26 protein-coding genes are annotated in these 26,425 nt (G+C 71.7%); 17 read left to right on the plus strand and 9 right to left on the minus strand.

From position 1 onward, the window contains the following. Positions 1 to 156 precede the first annotated feature (156 nt). Positions 157 to 348 (plus strand): hypothetical protein, encoded by a 192-nt coding sequence (locus ACWENQ_RS28540; RefSeq protein ID WP_449930676.1) that lies wholly within the window; start codon positions 157 to 159, stop codon positions 346 to 348. 186 nt (positions 349 to 534) lie between these two features. Here ACWENQ_RS28540 and ACWENQ_RS28545 read toward each other — a convergent pair whose 3' ends face one another. Next, on the minus strand, positions 535 to 843 hold the full coding sequence (locus ACWENQ_RS28545; RefSeq protein ID WP_449930678.1) for a DUF3817 domain-containing protein: 309 nt from the start codon (positions 841 to 843) through the stop codon (positions 535 to 537). Then, complete coding sequence (locus tag ACWENQ_RS28550) at positions 843 to 1,610, minus strand: SURF1 family protein (RefSeq protein WP_449930680.1); 768 nt, start codon at positions 1,608 to 1,610, stop codon at positions 843 to 845. The genes ACWENQ_RS28545 and ACWENQ_RS28550 overlap by 1 nt, the downstream gene beginning before the upstream one ends. A gap of 105 nt (positions 1,611 to 1,715) precedes the next feature. Between ACWENQ_RS28550 and ACWENQ_RS28555 the strand changes: the two genes are divergently transcribed. From ACWENQ_RS28555 to ACWENQ_RS28565, 3 genes are all read left to right on the plus strand, one after another. Then, entirely contained in the window at positions 1,716 to 1,889 is a 174-nt protein-coding gene (locus tag ACWENQ_RS28555) for a flagellar basal body-associated FliL family protein (RefSeq protein WP_354911351.1), read from the plus strand. A 185-nt stretch (positions 1,890 to 2,074) separates the two neighbouring features. Beyond that, complete coding sequence (locus tag ACWENQ_RS28560; RefSeq protein WP_449930682.1) at positions 2,075 to 2,944, plus strand: metal-dependent hydrolase; 870 nt, start codon at positions 2,075 to 2,077, stop codon at positions 2,942 to 2,944. Next, positions 2,901 to 4,382, plus strand: coding sequence for a flavin-containing monooxygenase (locus ACWENQ_RS28565; RefSeq protein WP_452417004.1), 1,482 nt, complete (start codon positions 2,901 to 2,903; stop codon positions 4,380 to 4,382). The genes ACWENQ_RS28560 and ACWENQ_RS28565 overlap by 44 nt, the downstream gene beginning before the upstream one ends. 50 nt (positions 4,383 to 4,432) lie before the next feature. Here ACWENQ_RS28565 and ACWENQ_RS28570 read toward each other — a convergent pair whose 3' ends face one another. Next, positions 4,433 to 4,828, minus strand: a complete 396-nt coding sequence (locus ACWENQ_RS28570) for a hypothetical protein (RefSeq protein WP_452417006.1) — start codon at positions 4,826 to 4,828, stop codon at positions 4,433 to 4,435. A gap of 60 nt (positions 4,829 to 4,888) precedes the next feature. Beyond that, positions 4,889 to 6,640: a gamma-glutamyltransferase gene (ggt, locus tag ACWENQ_RS28575; RefSeq protein ID WP_449930688.1), complete on the minus strand. Its 1,752-nt coding sequence runs from the start codon at positions 6,638 to 6,640 to the stop codon at positions 4,889 to 4,891. A gap of 94 nt (positions 6,641 to 6,734) precedes the next feature. Here ggt and ACWENQ_RS28580 point away from each other — a divergent pair, with 94 nt between their 5' ends. From ACWENQ_RS28580 to ACWENQ_RS28600, 5 genes are all read left to right on the plus strand, one after another. After that, positions 6,735 to 7,835, plus strand: a complete 1,101-nt coding sequence (locus tag ACWENQ_RS28580) for a sensor histidine kinase (protein WP_452417008.1) — start codon at positions 6,735 to 6,737, stop codon at positions 7,833 to 7,835. Beyond that, complete coding sequence (locus ACWENQ_RS28585; RefSeq protein ID WP_354911337.1) at positions 7,832 to 8,479, plus strand: response regulator transcription factor; 648 nt, start codon at positions 7,832 to 7,834, stop codon at positions 8,477 to 8,479. Before ACWENQ_RS28580 ends, ACWENQ_RS28585 begins: the two co-directional genes overlap by 4 nt. Positions 8,480 to 8,525: 46 nt before the next feature. Further along, on the plus strand, positions 8,526 to 8,741 hold the full coding sequence (locus ACWENQ_RS28590) for an SHOCT domain-containing protein (protein ID WP_354911334.1): 216 nt from the start codon (positions 8,526 to 8,528) through the stop codon (positions 8,739 to 8,741). A 92-nt stretch (positions 8,742 to 8,833) separates the two neighbouring features. Next, positions 8,834 to 9,730 (plus strand): urease accessory protein UreH domain-containing protein, encoded by an 897-nt coding sequence (locus ACWENQ_RS28595; protein ID WP_452417009.1) that lies wholly within the window; start codon positions 8,834 to 8,836, stop codon positions 9,728 to 9,730. A 54-nt stretch (positions 9,731 to 9,784) separates the two neighbouring features. Continuing rightward, entirely contained in the window at positions 9,785 to 11,206 is a 1,422-nt protein-coding gene (locus ACWENQ_RS28600) for a tetratricopeptide repeat protein (protein WP_449930694.1), read from the plus strand. A gap of 59 nt (positions 11,207 to 11,265) precedes the next feature. Here ACWENQ_RS28600 and ald read toward each other — a convergent pair whose 3' ends face one another. Both ald and ACWENQ_RS28610 read right to left on the minus strand, forming a co-directional pair. Continuing rightward, the gene (gene ald, locus ACWENQ_RS28605; RefSeq protein WP_449930696.1) at positions 11,266 to 12,381 is read right to left on the minus strand and encodes an alanine dehydrogenase; all 1,116 of its coding nucleotides are present in this window, start codon (positions 12,379 to 12,381) and stop codon (positions 11,266 to 11,268) included. 28 nt (positions 12,382 to 12,409) lie between these two features. Beyond that, entirely contained in the window at positions 12,410 to 13,792 is a 1,383-nt protein-coding gene (locus tag ACWENQ_RS28610) for an aspartate aminotransferase family protein (protein WP_449930698.1), read from the minus strand. Between the two features lie 219 nt (positions 13,793 to 14,011). On the opposite strand from ACWENQ_RS28610, the gene ACWENQ_RS28615 reads away from it, so the two are divergent. From ACWENQ_RS28615 to ACWENQ_RS28640, 6 genes are all read left to right on the plus strand, one after another. Next, positions 14,012 to 15,367, plus strand: coding sequence for a M20/M25/M40 family metallo-hydrolase (locus ACWENQ_RS28615; RefSeq protein WP_449930700.1), 1,356 nt, complete (start codon positions 14,012 to 14,014; stop codon positions 15,365 to 15,367). A 135-nt stretch (positions 15,368 to 15,502) separates the two neighbouring features. Further along, positions 15,503 to 15,946, plus strand: a complete 444-nt coding sequence (locus ACWENQ_RS28620) for a GNAT family N-acetyltransferase (RefSeq protein WP_354911320.1) — start codon at positions 15,503 to 15,505, stop codon at positions 15,944 to 15,946. A gap of 107 nt (positions 15,947 to 16,053) precedes the next feature. Next, entirely contained in the window at positions 16,054 to 16,614 is a 561-nt protein-coding gene (locus ACWENQ_RS28625; protein ID WP_354911317.1) for an ATP-binding cassette domain-containing protein, read from the plus strand. A gap of 1 nt (position 16,615) precedes the next feature. Continuing rightward, the gene (locus ACWENQ_RS28630) at positions 16,616 to 18,943 is read left to right on the plus strand and encodes a YhgE/Pip family protein (protein WP_452417010.1); all 2,328 of its coding nucleotides are present in this window, start codon (positions 16,616 to 16,618) and stop codon (positions 18,941 to 18,943) included. Further along, positions 18,940 to 19,506, plus strand: a complete 567-nt coding sequence (locus tag ACWENQ_RS28635) for a TetR/AcrR family transcriptional regulator (RefSeq protein ID WP_449930707.1) — start codon at positions 18,940 to 18,942, stop codon at positions 19,504 to 19,506. The genes ACWENQ_RS28630 and ACWENQ_RS28635 overlap by 4 nt, the downstream gene beginning before the upstream one ends. A gap of 146 nt (positions 19,507 to 19,652) precedes the next feature. Next, on the plus strand, positions 19,653 to 21,383 hold the full coding sequence (locus ACWENQ_RS28640) for an extracellular solute-binding protein (protein WP_452417011.1): 1,731 nt from the start codon (positions 19,653 to 19,655) through the stop codon (positions 21,381 to 21,383). A gap of 20 nt (positions 21,384 to 21,403) precedes the next feature. On the opposite strand, the gene ACWENQ_RS28645 is transcribed toward ACWENQ_RS28640, so the two are convergent. Beyond that, complete coding sequence (locus ACWENQ_RS28645) at positions 21,404 to 21,925, minus strand: cysteine dioxygenase (protein ID WP_449930711.1); 522 nt, start codon at positions 21,923 to 21,925, stop codon at positions 21,404 to 21,406. A gap of 64 nt (positions 21,926 to 21,989) precedes the next feature. Between ACWENQ_RS28645 and ACWENQ_RS28650 the strand changes: the two genes are divergently transcribed. Then, positions 21,990 to 22,850, plus strand: a complete 861-nt coding sequence (locus tag ACWENQ_RS28650) for a LysR family transcriptional regulator (RefSeq protein WP_354911304.1) — start codon at positions 21,990 to 21,992, stop codon at positions 22,848 to 22,850. Positions 22,851 to 22,968: 118 nt separating this feature from the next. After that, entirely contained in the window at positions 22,969 to 23,607 is a 639-nt protein-coding gene (locus ACWENQ_RS28655; protein WP_449930713.1) for a LysE family translocator, read from the plus strand. Positions 23,608 to 23,648: 41 nt separating this feature from the next. On the opposite strand, the gene ACWENQ_RS28660 is transcribed toward ACWENQ_RS28655, so the two are convergent. Further along, positions 23,649 to 25,232, minus strand: coding sequence for an acyl-CoA synthetase (locus tag ACWENQ_RS28660; protein WP_452417013.1), 1,584 nt, complete (start codon positions 25,230 to 25,232; stop codon positions 23,649 to 23,651). Between the two features lie 34 nt (positions 25,233 to 25,266). Then, a complete protein-coding gene (locus tag ACWENQ_RS28665) occupies positions 25,267 to 26,415 on the minus strand; it encodes a thiolase domain-containing protein (RefSeq protein WP_354911298.1) in 1,149 nt (382 codons plus the stop codon). Positions 26,416 to 26,425 lie beyond the last annotated feature (10 nt).

Genomic DNA, 26,425 nt, shown 5'->3' on the forward strand with positions numbered 1-26,425 from the left:
TGCCGGCGGGGTGACGGCGGTCGGGCGGGGCTCGGGAGGTCCGCAGAAATGAGATATATCGCGGATGGAACCCGGCGGAGGCTCCCACTCGTTATATCGGCGACGCAGAATGTGGAGAGGCGGGGCGCGGGCTCCGCGTTCGGAGGGATGTTGAGGATGTCGCCCGTCCAGAAGTACGCCATCGGCGCCGGTGTCGCCGTCCTGCTGTCGTGGATCTTCCTGCCCGGCTGGCTCACCCTGCTCGTGCTGCTCGGCGTCGTCGCCGCGCCCGTGGTCGGCTACATGATGCTCGACCCGTCGCAGCGTGAGCGGCTCAAGAGGGCCCGCAGGCGCGGCATCGGCCACTGACCGCAGCGACCCGCGCCGGTCGCAACGGACCAAGCCATGGCCGGCCGTGGCCGGGTCGTGGCCGGGTCGCGATCCAGCACGCCGGACCAGCGGTCCAGCACGCCGGACCAGCGGACACGGAAGGAGGCCGTCACCCCGGGTGACGGCCTCCTTCCCATCTGTCGACGGCCGCGTCGGAGCCGCCCGTCAGGCGGCGATGGCCTCGTGCACCTTGGCGGTCACCCTGCGCTCGATGTAGAACGACAGCAGCGGCACGGTGCCCGCCAGCATGACGCCGAGCATGTACCCCCAGGTCCAGCGCGCCTTCATGCCGAGGTTCATGACCGCGATCAGGTAGAGCATGTAGAGGAACCCGTGGATCGGCGAGACGATCTTGGAGGGTTGGGGGACGTCGAAGCCGTACCGCAGCACGATGGCCGTGCAGAGCACGAGCAGCATGGTGCCGACGATGTACGCGAGGACCCGGAAGGGCTTGAGTGCGGACTCCACGAGCATCAACCTTCTAGAACGGCTTCGGGTTCAGGGGACTTGCTGGAACGTACGGCGTCGCGGACGAAGTGGAACCACATGAACACGGCGAACCCCGCGAAGATCCACCAGTTGGCCGCGTAGGCGAGGTTGCGCCAGGTCAGCGTGCCGCCGGTGACCGGTGGCGGCACCTTGACGGGGGTGAGCCCAGGGGTCTGGGCGACCACGAACCCGTTGCGCACCTTCTCCCCCCGCCACAGGTTGATCAGCTCGGCCGTGGAGACCGTCTGCACCTGGCCGGCGGGCACGCCCTCGGCCCGCCGCTGGACGCTGTCGGTGTTCTGGGGCGCCCGCAGCCGCCCGCTCACCGTCACCTGGCCGGGCGGCACGGTCACGCCCGGATCGCCGGCCTTGGCCACCCATCCGCGCACGGTCGGCATCAGGGTGCCGTCGGTCAGCCTGATCGGGGTGAGCACCCAGTAGCCCTGGCCCCTGGCGACGTTGCCGCCGGGCGCCGACACGTCGGGTTTGCGGTCGGCGACGAGCAGTTGCCTGGCCGCGTCGTAGGAGCCGGAGACGGTGACGCGCCGCCCCACCGAGGTGCCGTCGATCTGGGCGCCCACCTTGCTGAGCGTCTCGACGGCGACGGGACCGGGGTCGGTGGTCGCCGTGGGCTTGCCCGAGTCCTCGAACACGCCGAGCTGCCAGCGGCCGAGCAGGATGAAAGAGACGAGAACCCCGATCGCGAGCAGGTGCAACCCGAGCATGCGGGGTGCGAGCAGGGTTCTGAGCATGCGTCCACGCTATCCGGCGATACCTGCGGTCCGATAATCGAGTGCCCTTACCGGGTCACGCTAAAAGGTGCAAATGCACCAGCTGATCCCGCTAGAGTGCAACGCATGTCTGACCAGCACATCGATCCCGCGGGCAACACCCAGCAGTTCCGCGCGTTCGCCCAGCGGGCCGAGAACGAGGCGGCGGCCGAGCCCAAGCGCTCCTCCGTCCTGCCGATCATCGCCGTGGTCCTCGCCGTCGCCATCGTCGGCGTGATCGCGTACCTGCTCCTGGTCTAACCGCCCGGGGGCCGTCCCACCCGCCGCTCGACGAGGTCGCGGCGGGTTCTTGTCGTTCCAGGACACCGTGACGCCCGGTCCCGTGATCCTTCCGTACGGTCACCACCTCTGGACCAGGGCACGCATGTCTGTCTACATTGGACTCTGTGTCCAATAAAGTCGGACGTCCACCTGTGGAGGGCGGCATGATCCAGCCGCGCAGGGTGCGCTTCTCGTGGGAGGACACGCCGCTGCACTGGGTGCCGGGCGACCCCTTCTCCACGCACCTGATCAACGTGCTGCACCTGCTGCTGCCGGCGGGTGAGCGGTGGTTCGTGCACGTCTTCAAGCAGGCCCTGCCGTACGTCACGGACGAGAGGCTGAAGGCCGAGGTCAAGGGCTTCATGGGCCAGGAGGGCACGCACGCGGTCGCCCACCAGCGGGTGCTCGAGCACATGAAGGAGCAGGGCCTGGACACGGCCCCCTTCGTCGAGAACGTCGAGTGGTTCTTCGAGCGCCTGCTCGGCGACCACACGATGCCGCCGTTCGCCAGGGGTTACTGGCTGAAGGAGCGGCTGGCCGTCATCGCGGCGATCGAGCACTACACGGCGGTGCTCGGCGACTGGATCCTGCGGGCCCGGCCGCTGGACGCGGCCGGCGCCGACCCCGTGATGCTGGATCTGCTGCGCTGGCACGGCGCCGAGGAGGTCGAGCACCGCAGCGTGGCCTTCGACCTGTTCATGCACCTCGACGGCGCCTACACGCGCAGGGCGCGCACCATGCTCATGACCGGGCCCATCCTGGTGACCCTGGTCAGGCGGGGCACGGCGTTCCTGCTGGCCCGCGACCCGGTCGTGGCCGGTCGCGTCCAGGCCAGGTGGACGCATTTCCTCCGCCGCGCCCGCCAGGGCAGGGTGCCGACGTTACGCAGCCTGGTCATGGCCGCGCCGAGGTATCTGCGGCCCGGTTTCCATCCCAGCCAGGAGGGCGACCTGAAGGCCGCTCTCGACTACATCGCCATCTCCCCCGCGCATGCCGAGTTCGCGTCGTACAGGAGGTCCCGTGGCAACCAGTGACAAGCCGGGAATCGTCATCATCGGTTCGGGTTTCGCCGGGATCGGGATGGCGATCAAGTTGAAGGAGGCCGGGTTCCACGACTTCGTCATCCTGGAGAAGGCCGGCGAGCTGGGCGGCACCTGGCGCGACAACACCTATCCCGGGTGCGCGTGCGACATCCCCTCGCACATGTACTCCTACTCCTTCGAGCTCAATCCGGGCTGGTCACGGATGTTCTCCCCGCAGGAGGAGATCTGGGAGTACATGCGCGCCTGCGCGTGGAAGTACGGCATCGACCCCCACATCCGGTACGGCAAGCACGTCGTGAGCCTCGAATACACCGGCAGGGAATGGGAGATCGCCACCTCGGACGGCCGGACGCTCCGCGCCAACGCGGTGATCTCCGCCATCGGCGCCCTCCACGTCCCGAAATTTCCTGAAATAGCGGGTGAGTTCGCCGGGCCCGCGTTCCACTCGGCCGAGTGGGACCACAGCGTCGACCTCCGGGGCAAGCGGGTGGCGGTCGTCGGCACCGGCGCCTCAGCCGTCCAGTTCGTCCCGCGGATCGCCGAAGAGGCCGCCCACCTGACCGTCTTCCAGCGCACGCCCCCCTGGATCCACCCCAAGCCCGACTTCGCCGTCCCCGACCGGATGAAGCGCCTGCTCACGCTGCCCGGCGCCGCCCGCGCCCTGCGCAACGGCATCTACTGGACGCTGGAGACCAGGGCGCTCGGCTTCGCCGTCGACCCCAGGCTGATGGCCTTCCACGAGCGGATGGCCCTGCGGCACCTCGAACGCCAGGTGCCCGACCCCGAGCTGCGCCGCAAGCTCACGCCCGGCTACACGATCGGCTGCAAGCGCGTCCTGATCTCCAGCGACTACTATCCCGCGCTCGGCAGGCCCGACGTCTCGCTGGTCACCGACGGCATCGCCGAGCTGCGCGGCCACGCGGTCGTCGACGTCACGGGGAAGGAGCACGCGGCCGACGTCGTCGTGTACGGCACCGGCTTCAAGGTGACCGACGCCCTGCAGGAGCAGCGGATCGTCGGCAGGGACGGTGTGAAGATCCAGGACGCGTGGCAGGAGGGCATCGAGGCCTACTACGGCATCACGACCACGGGCTTCCCGAACCTGTTCTTCCTGCTCGGCCCCAACACCGGGCTGGGCCACAACTCCGTGGTCTTCATGATCGAGTCGCAGGTCCGCTACGTCATGGACTGCCTGCGGCTGCTGTCCAGGACCCAGGCCAGGGCGATCGACGTCAAGCCGGAGCGGCAGCGGGCCTTCAACCGGCGCCTGCAGGAACGCCTCGACCGGCTGGTGTGGAGCGAGGGCGGGTGCGACTCGTGGTACCTGGACGAGCACGGGGTCAACCGGACGGTCTGGCCGGGCTTCACCTTCGAGTACTGGGCACGCACCAGGCGGATGAAGCCCGACGCCTTCGAGCTGATCTACTAGCCGGCCGGCACCGCCGCGCCGCCACCCCGAAGACCCGACCGGCGCGCGCGCTAGCAGTAGCGGGCCGGTGCGATGCGGTCCATCCGCTGGCCGAAGCGGCGCAGGTAGTTGGGGCTGTAGTCGCCGGCGCCCGCCCGGCGCCGTTCGTTCCAGCTCCACTCGGAGTCGGCCGTGTCGACGAAGCAGACCTCGGCGTTGGCCACGAACGAGCCCACCCTGTCGGCGTGCTCAGGGCCGATGTGGACGTTGCCGTCGGCCTCCCGCCACGTGTGGAGGGCACCGGTGTACCGGGCGCCGGTCCACAGGCACACGTCCGCCCAGCAGGCCGGCGCCGGCACCGCCGGGACGGCCTGCGGCACCGGCACGGCGGGGCGGGCCGGGACGACCGCGGGCAGGACCGGGACGGTGGCGGCCAAGGCGGCGGCGAGCATCAGATGCGGAGGCATCGTGCGGGGGTTCCTCTCGACAGGGGACAGGGACCCACCGCACGATACGTGATGGGACGACTACGGCGCGCTACGAACGACCAGCGCGCTGCCGCCGCCCCGCCGTACGGGCTCGGCGACGGCCTGGATCCTGCCCCGGCCGACGAACTCCAGGGCGGTCGCCGCGCCGATCTCCGGGTTCAGCGCGAAGGTGTGCCCCTTGGCCTCGAGCTCGGCCCGGTAACGGTCGAGGAAGGCCTGCTCGGCCTGGGTCTGGGCGGTGTTGCGCTGGGTGGCCCTGGGCGCGGCGAGCGCGTCCGGCAGTTTCATGCCGAACTCGTAGCGGTTGACCAGGATCTGCAGCACGGTCGTGATGATCGTCGAGCCGCCGGGCGAGCCGACGGCCAGCACCGGCTTGCCCTCGTCGAGCACGATGGTCGGGGCCATCGACGAGCGGGGGCGCTTGCCGGGGGCGGGCAGGTTCGGGTCGCCGGGCGCCGGGCCGAAGGTGAAGTCGGTCAGCTCGTTGTTGAGCATCACGCCACGTCCCGGCACCACGATGCCGTTGCCGCCGGTGGACTCGATCGTGAGGTTGTAGGCGACCACGTTGCCCCAGCGGTCGGCGACGACCAGGTGGGTGGTCTCCGGGCCTTCCTCAGCGGGCGGTGCCGACGCCTCGTCCAGCGGGCGCTCGCAGTCGGCGTAGGTGCCGTCCGGCTGGCCGGGGGCGGCCGGGTGCGCCATCGCCCGCTCGCCCACCAGGCAGGCGCGTTCCTTGGCGAAGCCGTCGCTGAGCAGCTCGGCCAGCGGGACGTTCGGGATGTCGCCGACGTACTTGCCGCGGTCGGCGAACGACAGCCGCGAAGCCTCCAGGAACTCGTGGAGGCCCACGGTGGGCAGCGCCTCCAGGATGTTGAGCGCCTCGCCGACCGTGGAGCCGCCCGAGGACGGGATCGACATGCCGTAGACCTGCATGCCGTTGTAGTCGACCCGCGTCGGCTCGCGCGTCAGCGCCCGGTAGGCGGTGAGGTCGGCGACCTCCATCAGGCCGGGACGCACGTTGCGGGTCGCGCCGGGGGTGATCGGCGGGTTCTTGACGGTGGCGACGATCTCCTGGCCGAGCCGCCCGCCGTACAGCCACTCGGGGCCGCGCCTGCCAAGCTCGCGATAGGTGTCGGCGAGCTCGGGGTTCCTGAACACCGAGCCGACCGGTGGCGGCGCGCCGTTCGGCAGGTAGAGCTTGGCGGTGGAGGCGATGTCCTTGAACCGGGCGGCGTTCGCGGCGGTCTGGTCGTGGAAGGTCTGGTCGACGACGAAACCCTTGGACGCCACCTCGACGGCGGGCTTGAGCGCGTCGCGCAGGCTGACCGTGCCGAACCTGCGCAGCGCCAGGTCCCACTGCGCGACCGCGCCGGGCACGCCCGCCGACAGGCCGCTGGTGACGGCCTCCTCGAACGGGATGCCCTCCAGAGAGGTCGACGTCATCGCGGCGGGCGCCGTCTCCCGCCCGTCGATCGAGTAGACCCTGCCCCGCCTGGCGTCGTAGTAGACCATGAACCCGCCACCGGCCAACCCGGCGGAGTAGGGCTCGGTGACGCCGAGCACCGCGCCCGCCGCCACCGCGGCGTCCATCGCGTTGCCGCCCTTCTTGAGCACGGCGAGCGCGGCCTTGCTGGCGTCGAGGTCGACGGTCGCCACGGCGCCGCCGTACCCCTCGGCGACGGGCTGCTTCACGGCGGGCGGCGGCTTGTGATCCACGGCCGGCCCGGCGACGGCCGGTGCGGCGACGAGGAACGGCGTGACGGCGACGAGAGCGAGGATGTGTCGGCGCATGATCCCCACAATGGACCAGGTACGCCGCCGGTGGTAGGGCCCCCTGCCACATCGGGCGGATGTCCTGGCCGGTGTCCTCGTCTAGCGTGGGTGGGTGCGCAAGACCCCTTATCTCGCTCTGGTGGTCGCGGCGTTCCAGGTGATCGCCTCCCAGGGGGCGAGCCTGGGGCAGCACGACCGCGTGCCCGTCGACGCGGCGGCCGTCCTCCTGCTGCTGGTCGGGCCCGCGATGATGCTGGCCAGGAACCGCTTCCCCGCGACGTCGCTGGCGCTCACGCTCACGGCGACCTGCCTGTACCTGTGGGGCGGCTACCCGTACGGGCCCGTGTTCGCCAGCCCGATCATCATGCTCTTCCAGACCGTCGCCGAGGGTCGCAGGAAGCTCGCGCTGATCTCCTCCGGGCTCACGACCGTCTTCTTCCTGATCTACTCGACCTGGCTGGTCTACCCGCCCTCGCCCGGCTTGTGGCACGTGCTGGCGATCGTCGCGGTCATGGCGCTGATCCTGGCCGCCGGGGAGCTGGCCAGGTACCGGCGCGAGAGCCGCGCCGAGCGGGCGCGGGTGGCGGAGGAGGAGTCCAGGCGCCAGGCCAGCGAGGAGCGCCTGACGATGGCGCAGGAGCTGCACGACGTGCTGGCGCACAACATCTCGCTCATCCACGTGCAGGCCTCCACCGCGCTGCACCTGATGGACGACGACCCGTCGCAGGCCCGCGCCGCGCTCACCACGATCAAGAGCGCCTCCAAGGAGGTGCTCGGCGAGCTCCGCTCGGTGCTGAACGTGCTGCGTGAGGGCGCGCCCCGCTCGCCGACGGCGGGGCTCGACCGGCTGGGCGACCTGGTGGAACGGTCGGGGCTCGACGTGTCGCTCGAACAGGGCGGCGCGCGCCCGCTGCCCGCGCAGGTCGAGCGCGCGGCCTACCGCATCGTGCAGGAGTCGCTCACCAACGCCGCCCGGCACGCGCCAGGCTCCCGGGTCTTGGTGCGGCTGGACTACCGGCCCGCCGAGCTGGTCATCGCGATCGCCGACAGCGGCCCGGCGATGCCTGCCGTCCTGGCCGAGGCGGGCAGCGGCAACGGCATCCCCGGCATGCGGGAGCGGGCCGCCGCGCTCGGTGGCACGCTGGTCGCGGGGCCGGCGGGCGGCGGGTTCCAGGTCGAGGCGAGGCTGCCACTACCGGAGGAAACAGAATGATCAGGGTGCTGCTGGCCGACGACCAGGCGCTGGTGCGGGCCGGGTTCCGGGCGCTGCTCGACGCGCAGCCCGACATGAGCGTCGTCGCCGAGGCCGCCGACGGGGCCGAGGCGGTACGGCTGTCGCGTGAGCACGCGCCCGACGTCGTGCTCATGGACATCCGCATGCCGGGCACCGACGGGCTGACCGCGACCAGGCAGATGCCGCCTGGCCCGCGCGTCATCATCCTGACCACCTTCGAGCTCGACGAGTACGTCTTCGAGGCGCTGCGCGGCGGGGCCAGCGGATTCCTGGTCAAGGACACCGAGCCGGCCGAGCTGATCCAGGCGGTGCGGGTGGTGGCGGCGGGCGAGGCGCTGCTGTCGCCGAGCGTCACCAGGAGGCTGATCGCGGAGTACGCGACGCGGGCCAAGGAGCCGGTCGCCGCCGACGGGCTCGACCTGCTGACCGAGCGCGAGCGGGAGGTGCTGGCGCTGGTCGGCACGGGGATGACCAACGACGAGATCGCCGCCAGGCTGTTCATGTCCCCCGCGACGGCGAAGACCCACGTGAGCAGGGCGATGATGAAGCTCCACGCCCGCGACCGCGCGCAGCTCGTGGTCATCGCCTACGAGTCGGGCCTGGTGCGGCCGGGCTGGCTCTGACGGCGCGGGCTCCGGCTGCTGGCATCGTCGAGAAAGGACACCAGCGATGCACAGCTTCTTCTGGCCCGTCTTCCCGATCTTCTGGGCCCTGGTCCTGGCCGGCGCCGCGACGCTCTTCGTCAAGGGCAGGCGGGCCGGCGTCCGGGGCGGGCCGCCGCCGAGCCGTACGGCCTCGGCCGAGCAGATCCTCGCCGAGCGCTACGCCCGCGGCGAGCTGGACGACGAGGAGTACCTCCAGCGCTCGTCCGTGCTGAGGTCGTAAACGCTCCCACCGGTGAAACAACTGTTACTGGCCGCCTGCGGAGCGTGAGGTTAGCGTGCAGGCGAAGACAACTCCGAGGCGGGGATGAGGGTGTGGAGCCGGTCACCCTGTTCGTCAGCGGGCTCGCCGCCGGTCTGGTGGCGGGCGCCGCCTCCTGTACGGCGATGCAGGGCGGTCTGCTCTTCGGCCTGACGGGGGCCTCCCCGTGGGCCGTGGGCCAGTTCCTGGCAGGCCGCCTGGCCGCGTACGCCGTGGCGGGCGGCCTGCTCGGCGCCCTGGGCGCGGTGATCAGGCTGCCCACGCCGGTCCGCGCGGTCCTGCTGATCGCGGCGGGCGTCACGGTGCTGCTGTTCGCCGCCAGGACGTTCCGCCGGCGGCGCTGCGCTCCCCCGCCGCCTGGACGGCCACTCAAGGCGCCCCTGCTCGGCGCCGCGACGCTGCTGCTGCCCTGTGGGGTGACGTTGAGCATGGAGATGGTGGCCGTCTCCAGCGGCTCGGCGATCGCCGGGGCCGCGGTGATGGCGGGCTTCGTGATCGGCACCTCGCCCGCCCTCGCGCTGCTGGGGTTCGTCGTCCGCCGGCTGTCGCGTACCAGGCTCGCCGTGGTGGCGGCCGGCACCGCGGTGGCCGTCGGGGTGTGGACGATCGGCTCGGGGCTGAGCCTCGGCGGCTGGTTGCCGAGCTCGCCCGCGGCGGCGGCCACGGGTGGCACGGCGGGCACCGCGAGCGTGACGAGCACGGCCACGATCTGGGCCACGAGTGACGGCTACCGGCCGGGCATCGTCACCATGCCCGCCCGCACGCCGGTCACGCTGGTCTTCAGGACGAGCGCGCCAGGATGCGCGGGGACGGTGTCGATCGCCGGGAGGGACGTCACACTGCCGGCGACCGTACTGCTGCCGCCGCAGGAGCCGGGGACGCTGCGCTACTCGTGCGCGATGGGCATGTACCCGGGGTTCGTCAGGTTCGTCGCCGGCACGTCACGGTGAACGTTCTCGTCGATTACACTCCGCCACCACGTCATCACATGTCACCCTGGCGCCATGACGTGGTGGCAGAACGAGCAGGGGGTGGCGGCGCCGGCCGGGCACGTCCTCGAGACGACCGCGCCGGTTCCCGCGCCCCGCTCCGGGGGCGAGCCCGATCTCATCGTCGCCGCCCAGGACGGCGACGCCCAGGCCGCCCACCGGCTGGGCAGGCTCTTCGCCCAGCGCGGCGACCGCACGGCCGCCAGGCACTGGTGGGAGCGGGCCGCGGCGGCCGGCAACGTCGACAGCGCCTACAACCTGGGTGTCTGGCACGAGAAGCACGGCACGCTCGAGGAGGCCGTCCGGTGGTACGAGCTGGCGGCGGGCACGGGTGACGCCGAGGCCGCGGTCAACCTGGCGACCCTGCTGCTGGAGTCGCGCGGCGACGTCGACGCGGCCCGCGGGTGGTTCGAGACCGCCGCGCGGGCCGGATCCCGGCAGGCGGCCAGGCGGCTGGCGCTGATCTGCGAGGACGCGGGCGAGCTGCCGGTCGCCCGTGAGTGGCACCGCAGGGCCGCCGCCGACGGCGACGTCGCCTCCGCCCACGACCTGGGTTTCCTGTCCTACCAGGCGGGCGAGGAGGAGGAGACGGTCCGCTGCTGGGAGTACGCCTCTCGCGGCGGGCACGCCGACGCCGCCTACCACCTGGGGCTCTACCTGCAGGCCACCCGCGACCCCGAGGGCGCCGAGTCCTGCTTCCGGCTGGCCGCCAAGAACGAGCACCCGGGCGCCGCCTCCCAGCTCGGCGGCATCGCGCTGTCGCACCGCGACCTCCGTACGGCACGCGCCTGGTTCGAGCGGGCCGCGCAGGCCGGGCGGGTCGAGGACCAGCGGATGGCGGGGTTCGTCTGCGTGGAGCTGTCCGACTCGCAGGGGGCCAGCCACTGGTTCGGCAGGGCGGCCGCGAGCGGCGACGCGGAGTCGGCCTTCAACTTCGGGCTGCTGCTCATCGCCGAGCTCGGCGACCTGGAGGGCGGCCAGCACTGGTTCCGGCAGGCGGCGACGGCCGGGCACCACCGGGCGGCGGTGGAGCTCGGGGGGCTGCTGTCGGCCACCGGCAACACGCAGGAGGCGGAGAAGTGGCTGGCCGACCCGCCGCCGCCCACCTGGGACCGGCTCGCCGAACCCGAGCTGGCGGCCAGGGCCGAGCTGGCGGCCGCCGCGACGGGACGCAGGGGCGGGGCGAGGCTGCGGGTGCGGGACCTGACGGAGATCCTCGGCACGTGGGACCTGCTCACCAGGCCGCCGCGGGACCACACCGACGTGGTGGTGTGGCTGGTGGAGCGGAGCGGGATGCGGCCGTCGGCGGTGGAGCACCTGGCGTCGGTGCGGGCGACGATCGTGCGGCCGGGGACGGCGCCGTGGCCCACGCCGTCGGAGATCGAGCACGTCCTGGCCACGGCGCGCGAGCTCCGCGGCCGCCTGTGCGCCCGCTGAGACATTGCGACGCCCGCCGGGGGGCGAACCGGCGGGCGTCGTCGTGAGAGGTTCGTCCGTCAGGCGGCCAGCACGTCGGCCACCGGCACGTACGGCAGGCCGAGCGCCTGCGCGACCGGCTCGTTGGTGACCTGGCCGGCGTGGGTGTTGAGGCCGAGGGCGAGCGAGGCGTCCGCCTTCAGCGCCTCCTTCCAGCCCAGGTTCGCCAGCTTGACCGCGTAGGGCAGCGTCGCGTTGGTGAGCGCGTACGTCGAGGTGTTCGCCACCGAACCGGGCATGTTCGCCACGCAGTAGAAGATCGAGTTGTGCACCGGGTAGGTGGGCTCGGCGTGCGTGGTGGGGCGGGAGTCCTCGAAGCAGCCGCCCTGGTCGATCGCGATGTCGACGAGCACGGAGCCGGGCTTCATGCGGGAGACCAGCTCGTTGGAGACCAGCGTCGGGGCCTTGGCGCCGGGGATGAGGACCGCGCCGATGACCAGGTCGGCCTTGAGGACCTCCTGCTCGATCGCGTACGCGTTCGACACCAGCGTCTTCAGCCTGCCCTGGTAGACGGCGTCGATGAAGCGCAGGCGGTCGATGTTGGTGTCGAGGACGGTCACGTCCGCGCCCATGCCGACCGCGATCTGGGCCGCGTTGAGGCCGGAGACGCCGCCGCCGATGACGACGACCTTGGCGGGGGCGACACCGGGGACGCCGCCGGGCAGCACACCGCGCCCGCCGTTGAAGCGCATGAGGTTGTAGGCGCCGACCTGGGGAGCCAGGCGGCCCGCGACCTCCGACATCGGGGCGAGCAGCGGGAGGGCGTTGCCGACCTGGACGGTCTCGTAGGCGATGCCGGTGGTGCCCGCCTTGAGCAGCGCGTCGGCGCACTCCTTGCCGGCGGCCAGGTGCAGGTAGGTGAAGAGCACCAGGTCGTCGCGCATGCGGTGGTACTCCTCGGCGATGGGCTCCTTGACCTTGAGCACCATCTCCGACTCGCCCCACACGGCGTCGGCGGAGTCGAGGATCTTGGCACCGGCGGCGAGGTACTCCTCGTCGGTGATGTGCGAACCGAGACCGGCGCCCCGCTGGACGTGAACGTCGTGGCCGCCTCGTACCAGCTCGTGCACACCGGCGGGGGTGGCGGCGACGCGGTACTCGTGGTTCTTCACCTCGGCGGGAACGCCGATCTTCATGGTGGTTCCTTTCCTGAGAGGGGGGTGCTTAGAGGAGGTTCAGGCCTTCGACCAGGACGGTCCGGATGATCGACTCGATCTCGTCGAACTCCTTCTGCCCGGCGATGAGCGGCGGGGCGAGCTGGATGACCGGGTCGCCGCGGTCATCGGCCCTGCAGTAGAGGCCGTGGGAGTACAGGGCGTTGGACAGGTAGCCGCGGATGAGCCGCTCGGACTCCTCGGCGCTGAAGGTCTCCTTGGTCGTCTTGTCCTTGACCAGCTCGATGCCCCAGAAGTAGCCGGAGCCGCGGACGTCTCCGACGATGGGCAGGTCCTTCAGCTTCTCCAGCGTGCTCTTGAAGGCGCCCTCGTTGCGGGTGACGTGGCCGAGCAGGTCCTCGCGCTCGAAGATGTCGAGGTTGGCCAGCGCGACGGCGGCGGAGACCGGGTGCCCGCCGAAGGTGTAGCCGTGGGCGAACATCTCGGCGCCGTCCTTGAACGGCTCGAACAGCCGGTCGTGCGCGATCATGGCGCCGAGCGGCGAGTAGCCGGAGGTCAGGCCCTTGGCCGAGGTGATGATGTCGGGCGTGTAGTCGAATTTCTGGCCGCCGAACATCGTGCCGAGCCTGCCGTACGCGCAGATGACCTCGTCGGAGACCAGCAGCACGTCGTACTCGTCGCAGATCTCGCGCAGCCGCTGGAAGTATCCGGGCGGCGGCGGGAAGCAGCCGCCGGCGTTCTGCACCGGCTCGACGAAGACGGCGGCGACGGTGTCGGGGCCCTCCATCTCGATGGCCTGGGCGACGCGGTCGGCGGCCCACAGGCCGTACTGCTCGGGCGTCATGCCCTTGATGCCGGAGATCTCGTCGGCGCGGTAGTGGTTGGTGTTCGGCACGCGGATGGAGCCGGGCACGAGCGGCTCGAACATCTGCTTGAAGGCCGGGATGCCGGTGATCGACAGGGCGCCCTGCGGGGTGCCGTGGTAGGCGATCTGGCGGCTGATCACCTTGTGCTTGAGCGGCTTGCCGGTGACCTTGTAGTACTGCTTGGCCAGCTTCCACGCAGTCTCGACCGCCTCGCCGCCACCGGTGGTGAAGAACACACGGTTGAGGTCGCCGGGCGCCTCCTTGGCCAGCCGGTGCGCGAGCTCGGCCGCCTTGGGGTGGGCGTAGGACCACAGCGGGAAGAAGGCCAACTCCTGCGCCTGCTTGGCGGCCGCCTCGGCCAGTTCGCTGCGGCCGTGGCCGACCTGGACCACGAAGAGTCCGGCGAGTCCGTCGAGGTAACGCTTGCCGTGGATGTCGTAGATGTAGGCGCCTTCACCCCTGACGATCGTGGGGATCTCGTGCTCCTTGTAGGAGCTGTGGCGGGTGAAATGCAACCACAGGTTGTCCTGAGCGGCCTTGAGCACGTCGTTTTCGGGCTGCGTCATCGCTATCTTCCCTCGTGTCTGAACTCCCCACAGTGTGCATGCTCACACGGGGTGTTGCCAAGCGAAAGCGTGGCAACACTCTGCAAGAAAACCGGGATCCGCAGAACGCCTCTGTAATATCAACGAAATCCGCATGGCGCGCAAGACCCATTTCCAGCATGCGGAACCTTCTGTGATGCAATGAGGCGTACTGTCCAGAACGACACCGGGGGACAACCCGTGACTCCTGACCAGCTAGAGAGCGCCGTCGCGGCGGGAATGCCCCAGGCCGTCGAGGACCTGAGGCGTCTGGCCTCCATCCCCTCCGTGGCCTTCCCCGGCCACCCCGAGGAGCCCGTCCTCGCCGCCGCCGCCGTGACCGAGGAACTGCTGCGCAGCGCGGGTCTGCCGCACGTCCAGCAGATCCCCGTGGAGGGCAGCTTCCCCGCCGTCTACGGCGAGGCCCCCGCCCCTCCCGGCGCTCCCACGGTGCTGCTGTACGCGCACTACGACGTCCAGCCCGCCGGCGACCCCGCGGCCTGGCGCACCCCGCCCTTCGAGCCCACCCTGATCGACGGCTGCCTGTACGGCAGGGGCACCGCCGACGACAAGTCGGGCATCATCTCGCACGTCGCCGCGCTGCGCGCCTTCCACGGCCGCTTCCCCGTCGGCGTCAAGGTGATCATCGAGGGTCAGGAGGAGTACGCGGGCGAGCGCCTGGAGGCCTTCGTCGAGCGCAACCCCGACCTGCTCCGTGCCGACGCGATCATCGTCGCCGACACCGGCAACCCCCGCGTCGGCGACCCCGCCGTCACGACGTCGCTGCGCGGCATGGCCGCCTTCACCGTCGAGACGCGGACGCTGCGCGAGGCCGTCCACAGCGGTTCCTTCGGCGGCGCCGCCCCCGACGCGCTGGCCGCCCTCATGCGCATGCTCACCTCCCTGCACGACGACAACGGCGACATCCGCGTCCCCGGCCTGCCGCGTGGCACCTTCCTCGGCGCCGGGCCGTCCGAGGAGGAGTTCAGGAACACGGCGGGCGTCGTCGACGGCGTCTCCCTCGTCGGCTCCGGCTCCCTCGCCGACCGCCTGTGGTCCTCCTACGCGATCACCGTGACCGGCCTGGACGTCCCCACGGTCTCCGGCGCCATCAACGCCGTGCAGCCGGCGGCCAGGGCCAGGGTGACGGTCCGCATCCCGCCGGCGGGCGACCCCAAGACGACGCTCGACGCCGTGACCGAGTTCCTGCAGCAGGTCGCACCGTGGGGCGTGAAGGTGAGCTTCAGCGACTTCACGGTCGGCTCCGGATACCAGGCCGACTCGGGCGGGCGCGCCCGCGCGGCCCTCAACGGCGCCATGGAGCGCGCCTTCGGCCGCGCGCCGCGCGACGTGGGCGCGGGCGGCTCGATCCCGCTGGTCAACACGCTGCTCAAGCAGTTCCCCCTGGCGGAGATCCTGCTGTTCGGCGCCGAGGACGAGGACGCGGCGATCCACGCCCCCAACGAGCGGCTGAACCTGGAGGAGCTGCGCCGCGTGGTCACCACCGAGGCCCTCTTCCTGGCGCAGTACGGCGCGCAGTCCGCCGCCGGCGCCTGACGGACGCGACGGCGCGGCCCGGCCGGGGCCGCGCCGCGCAGTGGTCGCGGGCTTTCGCGGCGAAGTGGGCGTGTCGCGCCGGCCCGCCGGTCCCTAGATTGGACCGCCCGTGACCGCATCCACCGGGAAGTGCACATGATCAGCATTGGCAGGCTCCAGCCGTCCGACCGGCCCGCCTGGGAGGCGCTGTTCCGCGCCTACATCGACTTCTACCAGCGGACCGAGCCCGACGAGATGTACCGGCGGGCTTGGGAGGAGTTCGAGAAGGACACCAGGGTGCACGCGCTCGGCGCCAGGCTGGACGGCGAGCTTGTCGGGATCACCCACTACCTCTACCACCCCAGCACCTCGAAACCGGACGCGGACGCCTGCTACCTGCAGGACCTGTTCACCGCGCCGGAGGCGCGCGGCAAGGGGGTGGCGCGGGCGCTGATCGCGGCGGTGACCGAGGAGGCCAGGGAGCGCGGCTGCGGGCGCGTCTACTGGCACACCCAGGAGTCGAACAGCACGGCGCGGCGCCTGTACGACAAGGTCGCCGAGAACCGCGGTTTCATCGCCTACCTGATCCCCCTGCCCTAGGCGGCCGGCCCGCCGGCGTGGGCATCATCACACCGGCCGCGGCGCTGCCGCGGCCGTCCCATGCGTTACCTTTTGTACTGACTGGTCAGTTCTAAAAGGGAGTCGTGGTGATCGTCGCGAAGGGTCTGTCGGTGCAGGGGGTGTTCGCCGACGTCTCGCTCGAGGCGGGCGCGAACTCCCTCACCGTGGTCGCGGGCCCGACCGGCAGCGGCCGGACGAGCCTGCTGCTGACGCTCGCGGGCCGGATGCGGCCGACGGGGGGCACCCTGCAGGTGGCAGGGCACACCAGGCCGCGGGCGATCCGCAGGGTCGCGGCCCTGGCGCTGGTCGACGGGGTGACCGACTTCGACAAGGCGCTGACCGTCCACGAGCACCTGCACGAGCGCCGCAGGGGGCGCAAGCACCACGCCGAGGCCCTCGAGGGGGCGGGCCTCGAGGTGGATCCGCGGACGCTCGTGCGGGAGCTCGACAGGGAGCAGCGGGTACGGCTCGGCGTCGCGCTCGCGCTGCTCGACTCCCCCGCCGTGATCGTCGCCGACAACATCGACGCCGGCCTGCCGCCCCAGCGCCAGCTCGCGCTCTGGAACCTGCTCAGGGACCTGCGCGCCACCGTGGTCGCCTCGTGCGTGACCCCGCCCGCCCGTCACGACCACCTCGTGGAGCTGTGAGATGAAGGAGTTGCGCCGGTTCTCCCGGTCCCGGCTGACCAGGGCGGCCATCGCCGGCGTGGTGATGCTCCCCCTGCTGTACGCGGGCCTGTACCTGTGGTCGTTCTGGGACCCGCAGGGCCACCTCGACCGGGTGCCGGTCGCCCTGGTGATGGAGGACCGGCCCGCCGACGCCGACGGCAAAACGCTGCACGCGGGCCGGGACCTCGCCGACGAGCTCGCCGAGCGCAAGGTCTTCGACTGGCACACCACCACCGCCGCCCAGGCCGCCGACGGCGTGCGCGACGGCAGCTACTACCTGTCGCTGACCGTCCCCGCCGACTTCAGCACGCGCCTGGCCTCGCCCGCGCAGGACGGCACGCCCTCCCCCGCCCAGCTCGGCGTCGAGGTGGACACCGGGCGCTCCTACATCATGGGCTCGATCTCCGACGCCGTCTTCAACGAGGTCAGGGCGGCGGCCGCGCAGACCGCCGTGCGCGACTACCTCGACCAGGTGTTCGTCTCGATCGGCGACATGCACGACAAGACCGCCGAGGCAGCCGACGGCGCCGACGAACTGCACCAGGGCGCCAACAAGATCGACAAGGGCCTGGGCAGGACCGAGAACGCCACCCAGCAGCTGTCGGACGGCCTCGGCAAGACCAGGGACGGCGCCCAGCAGCTCACCGTCGGCCTCGGCAGCGCGAACACCGCCACCGGCAAGCTCGCCGCCGGCTCCGCCAAGGTCACCAAGGGCCTGGTCACCGCCCAGGACGGCCTGGCCAAGCTCGGCACCGGGCTGACCAAGCTGGGTGACGGCGCCGCGAAGGTCGCCGCCGGCAACAAGCAGGTCTACGACCAGGTGCACGCCAACGCGGACAAGGTCAACGGCGCCGCCGACACCTACATCCCGGTCCTGGAGGAGTGGGGGCCGCGCGTGGGCGAGGCCGCCGACCGCATCGCCGACGGGCTCGACGCGATAGCCGACGGGCTGGGCACGGCCTCGCCGCAGGGCGCCGACCGGGTGAGCGGGGCGGCCCAGACGGCGGTCGGGCGGGCGCAGGCCGTCCAGGACTATCTGGAGTCGCACCCGGACGCCGACCCCGAGCTGCGGCGCCTGGCCGGCGCGGCGGTCTCCTCGGCGCAGTCGGTCGTCGACAGGGCCGCCGCGATGGGCGGGCAGGACACGGGTTCCGTCTCGCGGGACCGTGTCGCGCAGCTGCAGCGGGAGGCCAGGGAGCTGGCCGCCGGCGCGCGCAAGGTGGCCGAGGCGGCGCCCAAGGTGGGCCCGCAGGTGGCGGCGCTGCGCGAGCAGTACAACCAGCTGGACGCCGGTCTGGCCAAGCTGGCCGACGGCGCGGCGCAGGTCGACGCGGGCATCGCCAAGTCGGGCACGGCCGTCGGCAAGCTGACGACCGGCGTCGGCAAGCTGGCCGACGGATCCCAGCAGGTCACCGACGGCCTCGGCAAGCTCGGCGGCGGGCTGGTGAAGCTCACTGACGGCGCCACCCGGCTGCGGACCGGCGTCGGCCGGCTGAACGACGGCGCCGACCAGCTCCACACCGGCGTCGGCAAGCTGCACGACGGTTCCGGCAAGCTCAGCGACGGCTCGAAGGAGCTGGCCGACGGGCTGTCCGACGGCGTCGAGCAGATCCCCGACTACAGCCGGTCCGAGCGTGACGGGCGCACCGACATGATGAGCGACCCCGTACGGCTGGCGAAGTCCGTCGAGAACGAGGTGCCCAACTACGGCACCGGGTTCGCGCCGTTCTTCGTGCCGCTGGCGCTCTGGGTGGGTGCGATGATCGCCTACATGGTGCTGCGCCCGCTCAACCCCCGGCTGCTGGCCGGTTCGGCGGGCGCGCTGCGGGTGGCGCTGTCCGGCTGGGTTCCGGCCTTCGCGCTCGGCGCCGCGCAGGTCGGCGTGCTGCTGGCCGTGCTGAGGTTCGCGCTGGGTCTGGAGGCGGCGCACTGGGCGGGCGTGGCGGGCCTGCTGCTGCTGGCCACGGGCGCGTTCATGGCGCTCGTCCAGGCGGTCAACGCGCTGCTCGGCGCGCCCGGCAGGGTCGTCGCGCTGGCGCTGCTGATGCTGCAGCTCACCTCGGCGGCGGGCACCTACCCGATCGAGACCTCGCCCGGCTTCTTCCAGACGATCTCGCCCTGGCTGCCGATGAGCTGGCTGGTCTCGGCCCTGCGCCGGCTGATCAGTGGCGGCGATCTCACCGTCGTGTGGCAGGCTGGCGGCGTGCTCACCGTGTTCCTCCTCCTCGGGCTCGCGCTCACGGTCCTCGCCGTGAACAGGGGCCGCACCTGGTCGGTCCAGCGCCTGCACCCCGAGCTGTCGCTGTGACCAGGCCGGAGACCCGCCGCAAGGTGTTCGCCGCGGCGATCGAGCTGATCGCCGAGCAGGGCTACTCGGCCACCACCGTCGACGCGATCGCCGAGCGCGCGGGGGTGGCCAAGGGCACCGTCTTCTACAACTTCGGCACCAAGGAGGCGCTGTTCGCCGCCCTGCTCGACCACAGCATCGAGCGCCTGGCCGCCGCGCTGGGCGAGGCGGCGGTGGGCGACACCGCGCTGGCCGCGCTCGACGCGGCGGTGCGCGGCCAGCTGGAGTTCTTCGAGCAGTACGGCGCCTTCGCCAGGGTGCTGCTGGCCGAGATGTGGCGCACCGCCTGGCAACAGGCGATCGTCACCTTCCGCTCCGAGGTGCTCGGCGTCTACGCGGCCGTGCTGCGCAGGGCCGTCGACGAGGGCGCGGTCCGGAAGGACCTCGACGTCGACACGGCCGCCACCGCCATCTTCGGCATGGTGCTGACCGTCACGATCGAACGGCGGGCGCTGCACCCGGACCGCCCGCTCGACGAGACCCACCGGACCCTGGTCGAGCTCCTCCACGGACGCGTCAGGTAGGCCCCCGCCGGCCCTTCCCGCAGCCGCGCGGGGACCCGCGCCGCCTGCCGATCACCGGCACGAGAACCGCTCGGCGGAGACCGGCCGCCGGCTGAAGCGGGACCTGATCGCGGAACTTCGGACCATGAGAGGTTCGTCGAGATGGTATGAGGCGCAGCTTCGCACCGGTCGTCGTCGTGATCATCGTGGTGGGCGCGCTCATCGTGGGCCTGCGGACCTGGTACGGCGGCATCGACGGCGAAAAGCCCGTGCCGCGGGCGTGCGGGGCCAGGCTGACGGTCCTGGCCTCGGTGGAGAAGGCGGGGCTGTTACGCGAGCTGGCCGCCGCGTACCAGTCGGAGCACTGCGCCGACATCAGGATCACCACCAGCGGCTCGGCGCTGCAGGCCTTCGCCCGGGGCTGGGACGAGCGGCGCGACGGCCCCCGCCCCGACGTGTGGTCGCCCGCCAGCAGCAGCTGGCTGAACGTGGTCCGCCGGCGCACCGAGAAGGGCGGCAAGGGCCGGATCATCGGCGACGACAACCCCTCGATCGCCAAGACCCCGCTGGTGATCGCGATGCCGAAGCCGATGGCGCAGGCGCTCGGCTGGCCGGACAAGGCGATCGGCTGGGCCGACCTCGCGAGGCTCGCCACCGACCCGGCCGGCTGGGCCGCGCACGGTCACCCCGAGTGGGGCCGCTTCCGGCTCGGCAAGACCAATCCCAACTTCTCCACCAGCGGCATGAACGCCACCATCGGCGCCTACGTCGCCGCCACCGGCGGCCTGTCGGGCGACCTGACCGAGGCGGACGTCGCCGCGGCGCGGACCCGCCGCTTCATCCGGGACCTCGAACGCTCCATCGTCCACTACGGCGACACCACGCTGACCTTCCTGTCGAACCTGCGCCGGGCCGACGACGCCGGACACGCCCTCGGCTACATCTCGGCGGTGACCGTCGAGGAGAAGTCCGTGTGGGACTACAACCAGGGCAACCCGACCGGCGACCCCGCCACGCTCGGCCGGCACGCCAGGCCCAAGGTCCCGCTGGTCGCCGTCTACCCCAAGGACGGCACGCTCTACTCCGACAACCCGTTCGCGGTGCTGAGCTGGGCCGGCAAGGCCAAGCGGGCGACCGCCCGCGGCTTCCTCGACTACCTGCGCGCGCCCGAGCAGCAGGCGCGGTTCGCCGCGCACGCCTTCCGCGGCCACGACGGCACGGCGGGCGAGCTCATCACCGAGGACAACGGCCTGCTGCCGCACCAGCCCGCCGCCGTGCTGCGGCCTCCGGCGCCCAAGGTGCTGGACACGCTGCTGCGCAGCTGGGGCGAGCTGCGCAAGCCCGCGAACGTGCTGATGGTGCTCGACACCTCGGGCTCCATGGGCGCCGACGTGCCCGGCACCGGCAGGACCAAGCTCGATCTGGCCAGGCGGGCCGCCGTCAACGCGCTCCCCCAGTTCGGCGGCCAGGACCGGGTCGGCCTGTGGCGGTTCTCCAGCACGCACGCCGAGCTGTCGCCGATGACGGCCATGACCGGCGTCCACCGGGCCGAACTCGCCCGCGCCATCCGGAGCCTCTCTCCGAGGGGCGGCACCGCGCTCTACGACACGACGCTGGCCGCCTACCGGCACGTGTCCGCCGTGCGGGAGGGCGAGGCGATCGACGCGGTGGTGTTCCTGACCGACGGCAAGAACGAGGACGCCCACAGCATCGCGCTGGAGGACCTGCTGCGGGAGCTGCGGGAGCGGTCGATCAGGGTGTTCACCATCGCGTACGGCGAGGACGCCGACCTCGACGTGCTCCGCGAGATCTCGGAGACGACCAGCGCGGCCGCCTACGACTCCCGCGAACCGGGCAGCATCGACCAGATCTTCACCGCGGTGACCAGCAACTTCTGACCCGGTCGGCGGCGGGTGGATCAGGCGGGGCCCGAGGCGGCCAGTGACCGGACCGGCAGGTCGTAGACGCGGCGGACGCTCGTGCCCGAAAGGCTCAGATCGGCCCCGTAGACGTGCAGCGAGACGCCGATCTCGGCGCTGGTGTTGACCACCTTGTGGATGTCCCCCGGCGGCGCGAACCCCGAGACGTCTCCCGGCGGGTTGTCCGTACGGCCGATCTCGACCAGGTGGTCGCCCATGTCGCGGTAGAGGGTCTCGTGCTCGTTCCCGCTGAGCACGCCGAACGTGCACCACGCCACGTGGTCGTGGATCACCGTCTCCTGGCCGGGCCGCCAGACCACGGTCACGATCGAGAAGTCCTTCTCGGCGTGGCGGACGGTGGAGACGTAGCCGCCTGGATCGCCGAGCCGTTCCTCGGGCGTGAGCAGGTCAGCGGGGTCGGGCAGGTTCGCCCGCAGGAAGTCGGCGACGGCGAACGCGGTGTGGCGCGGGTCGAGCCGTTGGCCGGTGATGTCCCTGATGGAGCGCAGCAGCTTGTCCATGCCTTCCACGCTCCTCTCTCTAGACCGATAGGTCCAACAGAAGTTTTTTGGCATATTCATAGACATGCTTGATGTTGTACGGCTTCGCGTGCTGGTGGCCGTTTCCCGCACCGGCTCGCTCACCGCCGCGGCGAAGGCGCTGCACTACTCGCAACCCTCCGTCAGCCACCACCTGTCCAGGCTGGAGGCCGAGACGGGGGCCAAGCTCGTCGAACGGGTCGGCCGCGGCATCCGCCTCACCGAGGCGGGCAAGCTGCTGGCCGACCGCGCCACGGAGATCATCGGCCGCCTCGACGCCACGGCCGAGGAACTGGCCGCCCATGTCGGCCTGCGCTCGGGCCGCGTCCGGCTGGCCGCCTTCCCCTCGGCGCTCGGCACGTTCGTGCCCACCGCGGCCGCGCAACTGGCCGCCGCCCATCCCGGGCTCCAGCTCACGCTCACCGAGACCGAGCCACCCGAGGCGCTGCGGCTGCTGCGCGCCGGACGCGTGGACGTCGCGGTGATCTTCCGGTACGACGACACGGCGCCGGAGGACAGCGGGATCGGCATGACGCACCTGCTGGACGACCCCAGCTTCCTCGTGACGCACGACGGCCACGGCACGCTCGCCTCGCACGCGACCTCGCGGTGGATCGGCGGCTGCGACCGGTGCCGGAGCCACCTGCTGGAGCTGTGCGCGCAGGCCGGGTTCGAGCCGACGATCTCGTTCACCAGCGACGACATCGTGGCGGTGCAGGCGCTGGTGGCGGCGGGGATGGGCGTGACCGTGCTGCCGGGGCTCGCCCTGCGCGCCCACCGCCACCCGGCGGTGTCGGCGCAGGAGATCCCCGGGTCGACGCGGCACGTGTACGCGGCCACCTACGGCGCCCTTCCCCTGCCGCCCGCCACCGCCGCCCTCCTCCACGCCCTCCGCGCCGCCTGCTGACCCCGCTCACCGTCACGGCGCCCCTCGGCCGGGCCCCGGGCGGACCCGCCCGTCGAGCCGGGTCTCGCCTGGCGAAATGCCGTTGTCCTCGGGGAACGGCGGTTCTTACCATGGCGGCATGCCGGATTTCGCGACACTCGCCCTCTTCTGCCTGGCCACGATGGCCCTCCTGCTCGTGCCGGGACCCGCCGTGGTCTTCATCGTGACCAGGAGCGTCGCGCAAGGGCGGGTGACGGGGCTGATCTCGGTGCTCGGCATCCACACCGGCTCGATCGTGCACGTTGCGGCCGCCGCGTTCGGCATCAGCGCGGTGCTGGCGGCCAGCGCGACGGCGTTCACCGTGGTCAAGTGGCTGGGTGTCGCCTACCTGGTGTGGCTGGGCGTGCGCAAGCTCATGACCAGGTCCGACAACGGCGAGACGGCGACGTTGAGCAGCCACTCGAGGTCGAGGGTGTTCTGGGAGGGGTTCGTGGTGAACGTCCTCAACCCGAAGACCGCGATCTTCTTCCTGGCGTTCCTGCCGCAGTTCGTGAAGCCGGAGGCGGGGCCCGTGGCGACGCAGATCGTGCTGCTCGGCGTGGTGTGGATGGCGCTCGGGATGCTCAGCGACGGCGCCTACGCCCTGCTCGCCTCGGCCCTGTCGGGACGCCTGCGCCACTCGGCCCGCGCCCGGCGCCGCCTCGACGTGAGCAGCGGTGTCGTCTACCTGGGCCTCGGCGCGGCGGCCGCGTTCACGGGAGAGCCCGCCAGGGCCTGACCCCGGCGCGCGACGCGGGTCACCGTTCCCGGAGGCCCGCGTCATCGACGGCCGAGGACCTGCTCCCTGGCCCAGCGGTAGTCCGCCTTGCCCGCCGGCGAGCGCATCATCTCGTCCACGAACGCGTACGTGCGCGGCACCTTGTACCCCGACAGGCTGCTCCTGCAGTGCGCGTCCAGCTCCTCCTCGGTGACCCGCATCCCCTTGCGCGCCTCGACGACCGCCGCGACCCGGTTGCCCCACCGCTGGTCGGGCACCCCCGTCACCACCGCGTCGAACACCGCCGGATGCCCCTTGAGCACCGCTTCGACCTCTTCGGGGAAGACCTTCTCGCCGCCGGTGTTGATGCACTGCGACCCGCGCCCGAACACGCTGATCGTGCCGTCGGGCTCGACCGTCGCCAGGTCGCCCGTGAGCAGCCAGCGGGTCCCGTCCTCGTCGGTCACGAACGTCCGCGCCGTCTTGTCCGGATCGTTGTAGTACCCGAACGCGATCCGGCCCGCCTTGGCCAGCGTGCCGAGCACGCCGGGCTCGACCGGCCGTAAGCGCTCGTCGAGCACGGCCAGCCGGGTCGCGCCGGCCGTGTTCGGCTGGTAGCGCAGCCCCTTCTCCGGAGTGGAGCCCGCCACGCCGGAGGCGGTGAACCCCGACTCGGTGGAGCCGAAGTTGTCCAGGATCATGGTGTTCGGCAGCAGTTCCTGGAGCCGGTCGCGCACCGCGCCGCTGAGGATGGCACTGGTCGAGCTGATGACGAACAGCGACGAGAGGTCGTGGTCGCCCGCCGCGATCTCGTCGGCCAGCGGGCGGGCCATGGCGTCGCCGGTGATGTTCATCGACAGCACCTTCTCCCGCTCGACCGCGCGCAGCACGTCGGCGGGGTCGAACCTGCGGACGTACACCATGGTCGCGCCCATCCACCAGGCGATGAACGTGGCCATCTGCGTGGCTCCGTGCATCAGTGGCGCCACGGCCATCATGACGATCGGGTCGGCCTTGACCGCCTCCTCGATGACCTGCTCGGGGGTCTCGCGCGGCTCGCCGTACGGGTTGCCGCCGCCGAAGCCCATGAACAGGTCCTCGACGTGCCACATCACACCCTTCGGCATGCCGGTGGTGCCGCCGGTGTAGATGATGTAGAGGTCCTGGCCGGACCGGGGCTCGAACCCGCGGGTGTCCGGCTGGTTCTCCAGCGCCTCCTCGTACGGCACGGCCGTCGCGACGGCCGGCCGGCCGCCCACCGCGATGAGGTGGCGCAGCTCCGGCGCCTGGGACGCGACGGCGGCGACGCGCGCGTCGAACTCCACGTCGTAGACGAGGGCGGCGATGCGGGAGTCGGTGTAGAGGTAGAGGAGCTCGGCCTCGACGTAGCGGTAGTTCACGTTCACGGGCACGGCGCGCAGCTTGAGGGCGGCCAGGAGCGTGGCGATGTGCTCGATGCCGTTGTAGAGCTGCATGCCCACGTGGTCGCCCTGGCCGATCCCCTGCTCGCGCAGGTGGTGGGCGAGGCGGTTGGCGTGCGCGTCGAGCTCGGCGTAGGTGAGCCTGCGCTCGCCGCAGACCACGGCGACGCGGTCCCCGATGGCGTCGGCGAGACCTTCGAACAGGTCGGCGTGGTTGAACTCCATCGGGCCTCCTGGCATGCCTCTCAGCGAACGGGTGTCAGGGTTTGTCCGAGCCGACGATCCACATGGCGAAGAACTGGGCGCCGCCGCCGTAGGCGTGCCCGAGGGCCCGGCGGGCCCCGTCGACCTGGTGTTCGCCGGCCGTCCCTCGCACCTGCAGCGCCGCCTCGGCGAAGCGGATCAGCCCCGAGGCGCCGATCGGGTTGGAGGACAGCACGCCGCCGGAGGCGTTCCACGGGATGTCGCCGTCGAGGGCGGTGGCGCCCGACTCGGTGAGCTTCCAGCCCTCGCCCTCGGCCGCGAATCCGAGGTTCTCCAGCCACATCGGCTCGTACCAGGAGAACGGCACGTACACCTCGGCGACGTCGATGTCGCGCCGCGGGTCGGCGATGCCGGCCTGGCGGTAGACGTCGGCCGCGCAGTCCTTGCCACCCTGCGGGTTCACGGTGTCGCGGCCGGCGCGGAAGATCGGCTCGGACCGCATCGCCGTACCGTGGACCCAGGCGGGGCGGCCGGTGACCGCGGACTCCGACGCCAGGACGACGGCGCACGCGCCGTCGGAGGAGGGGCAGGTCTCCAGGTAGCGGATGGGCTCCCACAGCATGGGCGTGGACTCGACCATCTCGCGGCTGATACCGGGGATCTTCAGGTGGGCGTAGGGGTTCTTGAGCGCGTTCTGGCGGTCCTTGACGGCGACGAGCGTGCCGACGTGGCCGGGCGCGCCGGTCCTGCGGATGTACTCGCGAATGTGCGGGGCGAAGTAGCCGCCCGCCCCGACGACCAGGGAGGAGTTGAACGGCAGGTGGGTCGACAGCGCCCAGGTGGCGTTCGACTCCGACTGCTTCTCGAAGGCCACGACGAGCACGCGCTCGTGCACCCCGCCCTGGATGAGGCTCGCCCCGACCAGCGCGGTCGAGCCGCCGACGCTGCCGGCGGTGTGGACGCGCATCATCGGCTTGCCCGCCGCGCCGAGGGCGTCGGCGAGGTAGGACTCGGGCATCATGACGCCCTCGAACAGGTCCGGTGCCTTGCCGATGACGACCGCGTCGATGTCCTTGAACGTCAGTCCCGCGTCCTCCAGCGCGCGGAGCGCGGCCTCGCGGACCAGGCCGGCGATGGAGACGTCCCTGCGCTTGGTGGTGTAGTGCGTCTGCCCGACGCCGATCACCGCACAACGGTTACCCATGCCGCTCACC

The sequence above is a fragment of the Nonomuraea sp. NPDC004354 genome, from assembly GCF_053602555.1.

What these genes read in the sequence shown, in the direction of transcription:
- ACWENQ_RS28540 (WP_449930676.1), top strand. Translation starts at nt 157, where the DNA reads ATGTCGCCCGTCCAGAAGTACGCCATCGGCGCCGGTGTCGCCGTCCTG.
- ACWENQ_RS28545 (WP_449930678.1), bottom strand. Translation starts at nt 843, where the DNA reads ATGCTCGTGGAGTCCGCACTCAAGCCCTTCCGGGTCCTCGCGTACATC.
- ACWENQ_RS28550 (WP_449930680.1), bottom strand. Translation starts at nt 1,610, where the DNA reads ATGCTCAGAACCCTGCTCGCACCCCGCATGCTCGGGTTGCACCTGCTC.
- ACWENQ_RS28555 (WP_354911351.1), top strand. Translation starts at nt 1,716, where the DNA reads ATGTCTGACCAGCACATCGATCCCGCGGGCAACACCCAGCAGTTCCGC.
- ACWENQ_RS28560 (WP_449930682.1), top strand. Translation starts at nt 2,075, where the DNA reads ATGATCCAGCCGCGCAGGGTGCGCTTCTCGTGGGAGGACACGCCGCTG.
- ACWENQ_RS28565 (WP_452417004.1), top strand. Translation starts at nt 2,901, where the DNA reads ATGCCGAGTTCGCGTCGTACAGGAGGTCCCGTGGCAACCAGTGACAAG.
- ACWENQ_RS28570 (WP_452417006.1), bottom strand. Translation starts at nt 4,828, where the DNA reads ATGCCTCCGCATCTGATGCTCGCCGCCGCCTTGGCCGCCACCGTCCCG.
- ggt (WP_449930688.1), bottom strand. Translation starts at nt 6,640, where the DNA reads ATGCGCCGACACATCCTCGCTCTCGTCGCCGTCACGCCGTTCCTCGTC.
- ACWENQ_RS28585 (WP_354911337.1), top strand. Translation starts at nt 7,832, where the DNA reads ATGATCAGGGTGCTGCTGGCCGACGACCAGGCGCTGGTGCGGGCCGGG.
- ACWENQ_RS28590 (WP_354911334.1), top strand. Translation starts at nt 8,526, where the DNA reads ATGCACAGCTTCTTCTGGCCCGTCTTCCCGATCTTCTGGGCCCTGGTC.
- ACWENQ_RS28600 (WP_449930694.1), top strand. Translation starts at nt 9,785, where the DNA reads ATGACGTGGTGGCAGAACGAGCAGGGGGTGGCGGCGCCGGCCGGGCAC.
- ald (WP_449930696.1), bottom strand. Translation starts at nt 12,381, where the DNA reads ATGAAGATCGGCGTTCCCGCCGAGGTGAAGAACCACGAGTACCGCGTC.
- ACWENQ_RS28610 (WP_449930698.1), bottom strand. Translation starts at nt 13,792, where the DNA reads ATGACGCAGCCCGAAAACGACGTGCTCAAGGCCGCTCAGGACAACCTG.
- ACWENQ_RS28620 (WP_354911320.1), top strand. Translation starts at nt 15,503, where the DNA reads ATGATCAGCATTGGCAGGCTCCAGCCGTCCGACCGGCCCGCCTGGGAG.
- ACWENQ_RS28630 (WP_452417010.1), top strand. Translation starts at nt 16,616, where the DNA reads ATGAAGGAGTTGCGCCGGTTCTCCCGGTCCCGGCTGACCAGGGCGGCC.
- ACWENQ_RS28640 (WP_452417011.1), top strand. Translation starts at nt 19,653, where the DNA reads ATGAGGCGCAGCTTCGCACCGGTCGTCGTCGTGATCATCGTGGTGGGC.
- ACWENQ_RS28645 (WP_449930711.1), bottom strand. Translation starts at nt 21,925, where the DNA reads ATGGACAAGCTGCTGCGCTCCATCAGGGACATCACCGGCCAACGGCTC.
- ACWENQ_RS28650 (WP_354911304.1), top strand. Translation starts at nt 21,990, where the DNA reads ATGCTTGATGTTGTACGGCTTCGCGTGCTGGTGGCCGTTTCCCGCACC.
- ACWENQ_RS28655 (WP_449930713.1), top strand. Translation starts at nt 22,969, where the DNA reads ATGCCGGATTTCGCGACACTCGCCCTCTTCTGCCTGGCCACGATGGCC.
- ACWENQ_RS28660 (WP_452417013.1), bottom strand. Translation starts at nt 25,232, where the DNA reads ATGGAGTTCAACCACGCCGACCTGTTCGAAGGTCTCGCCGACGCCATC.
- ACWENQ_RS28665 (WP_354911298.1), bottom strand. Translation starts at nt 26,415, where the DNA reads ATGGGTAACCGTTGTGCGGTGATCGGCGTCGGGCAGACGCACTACACC.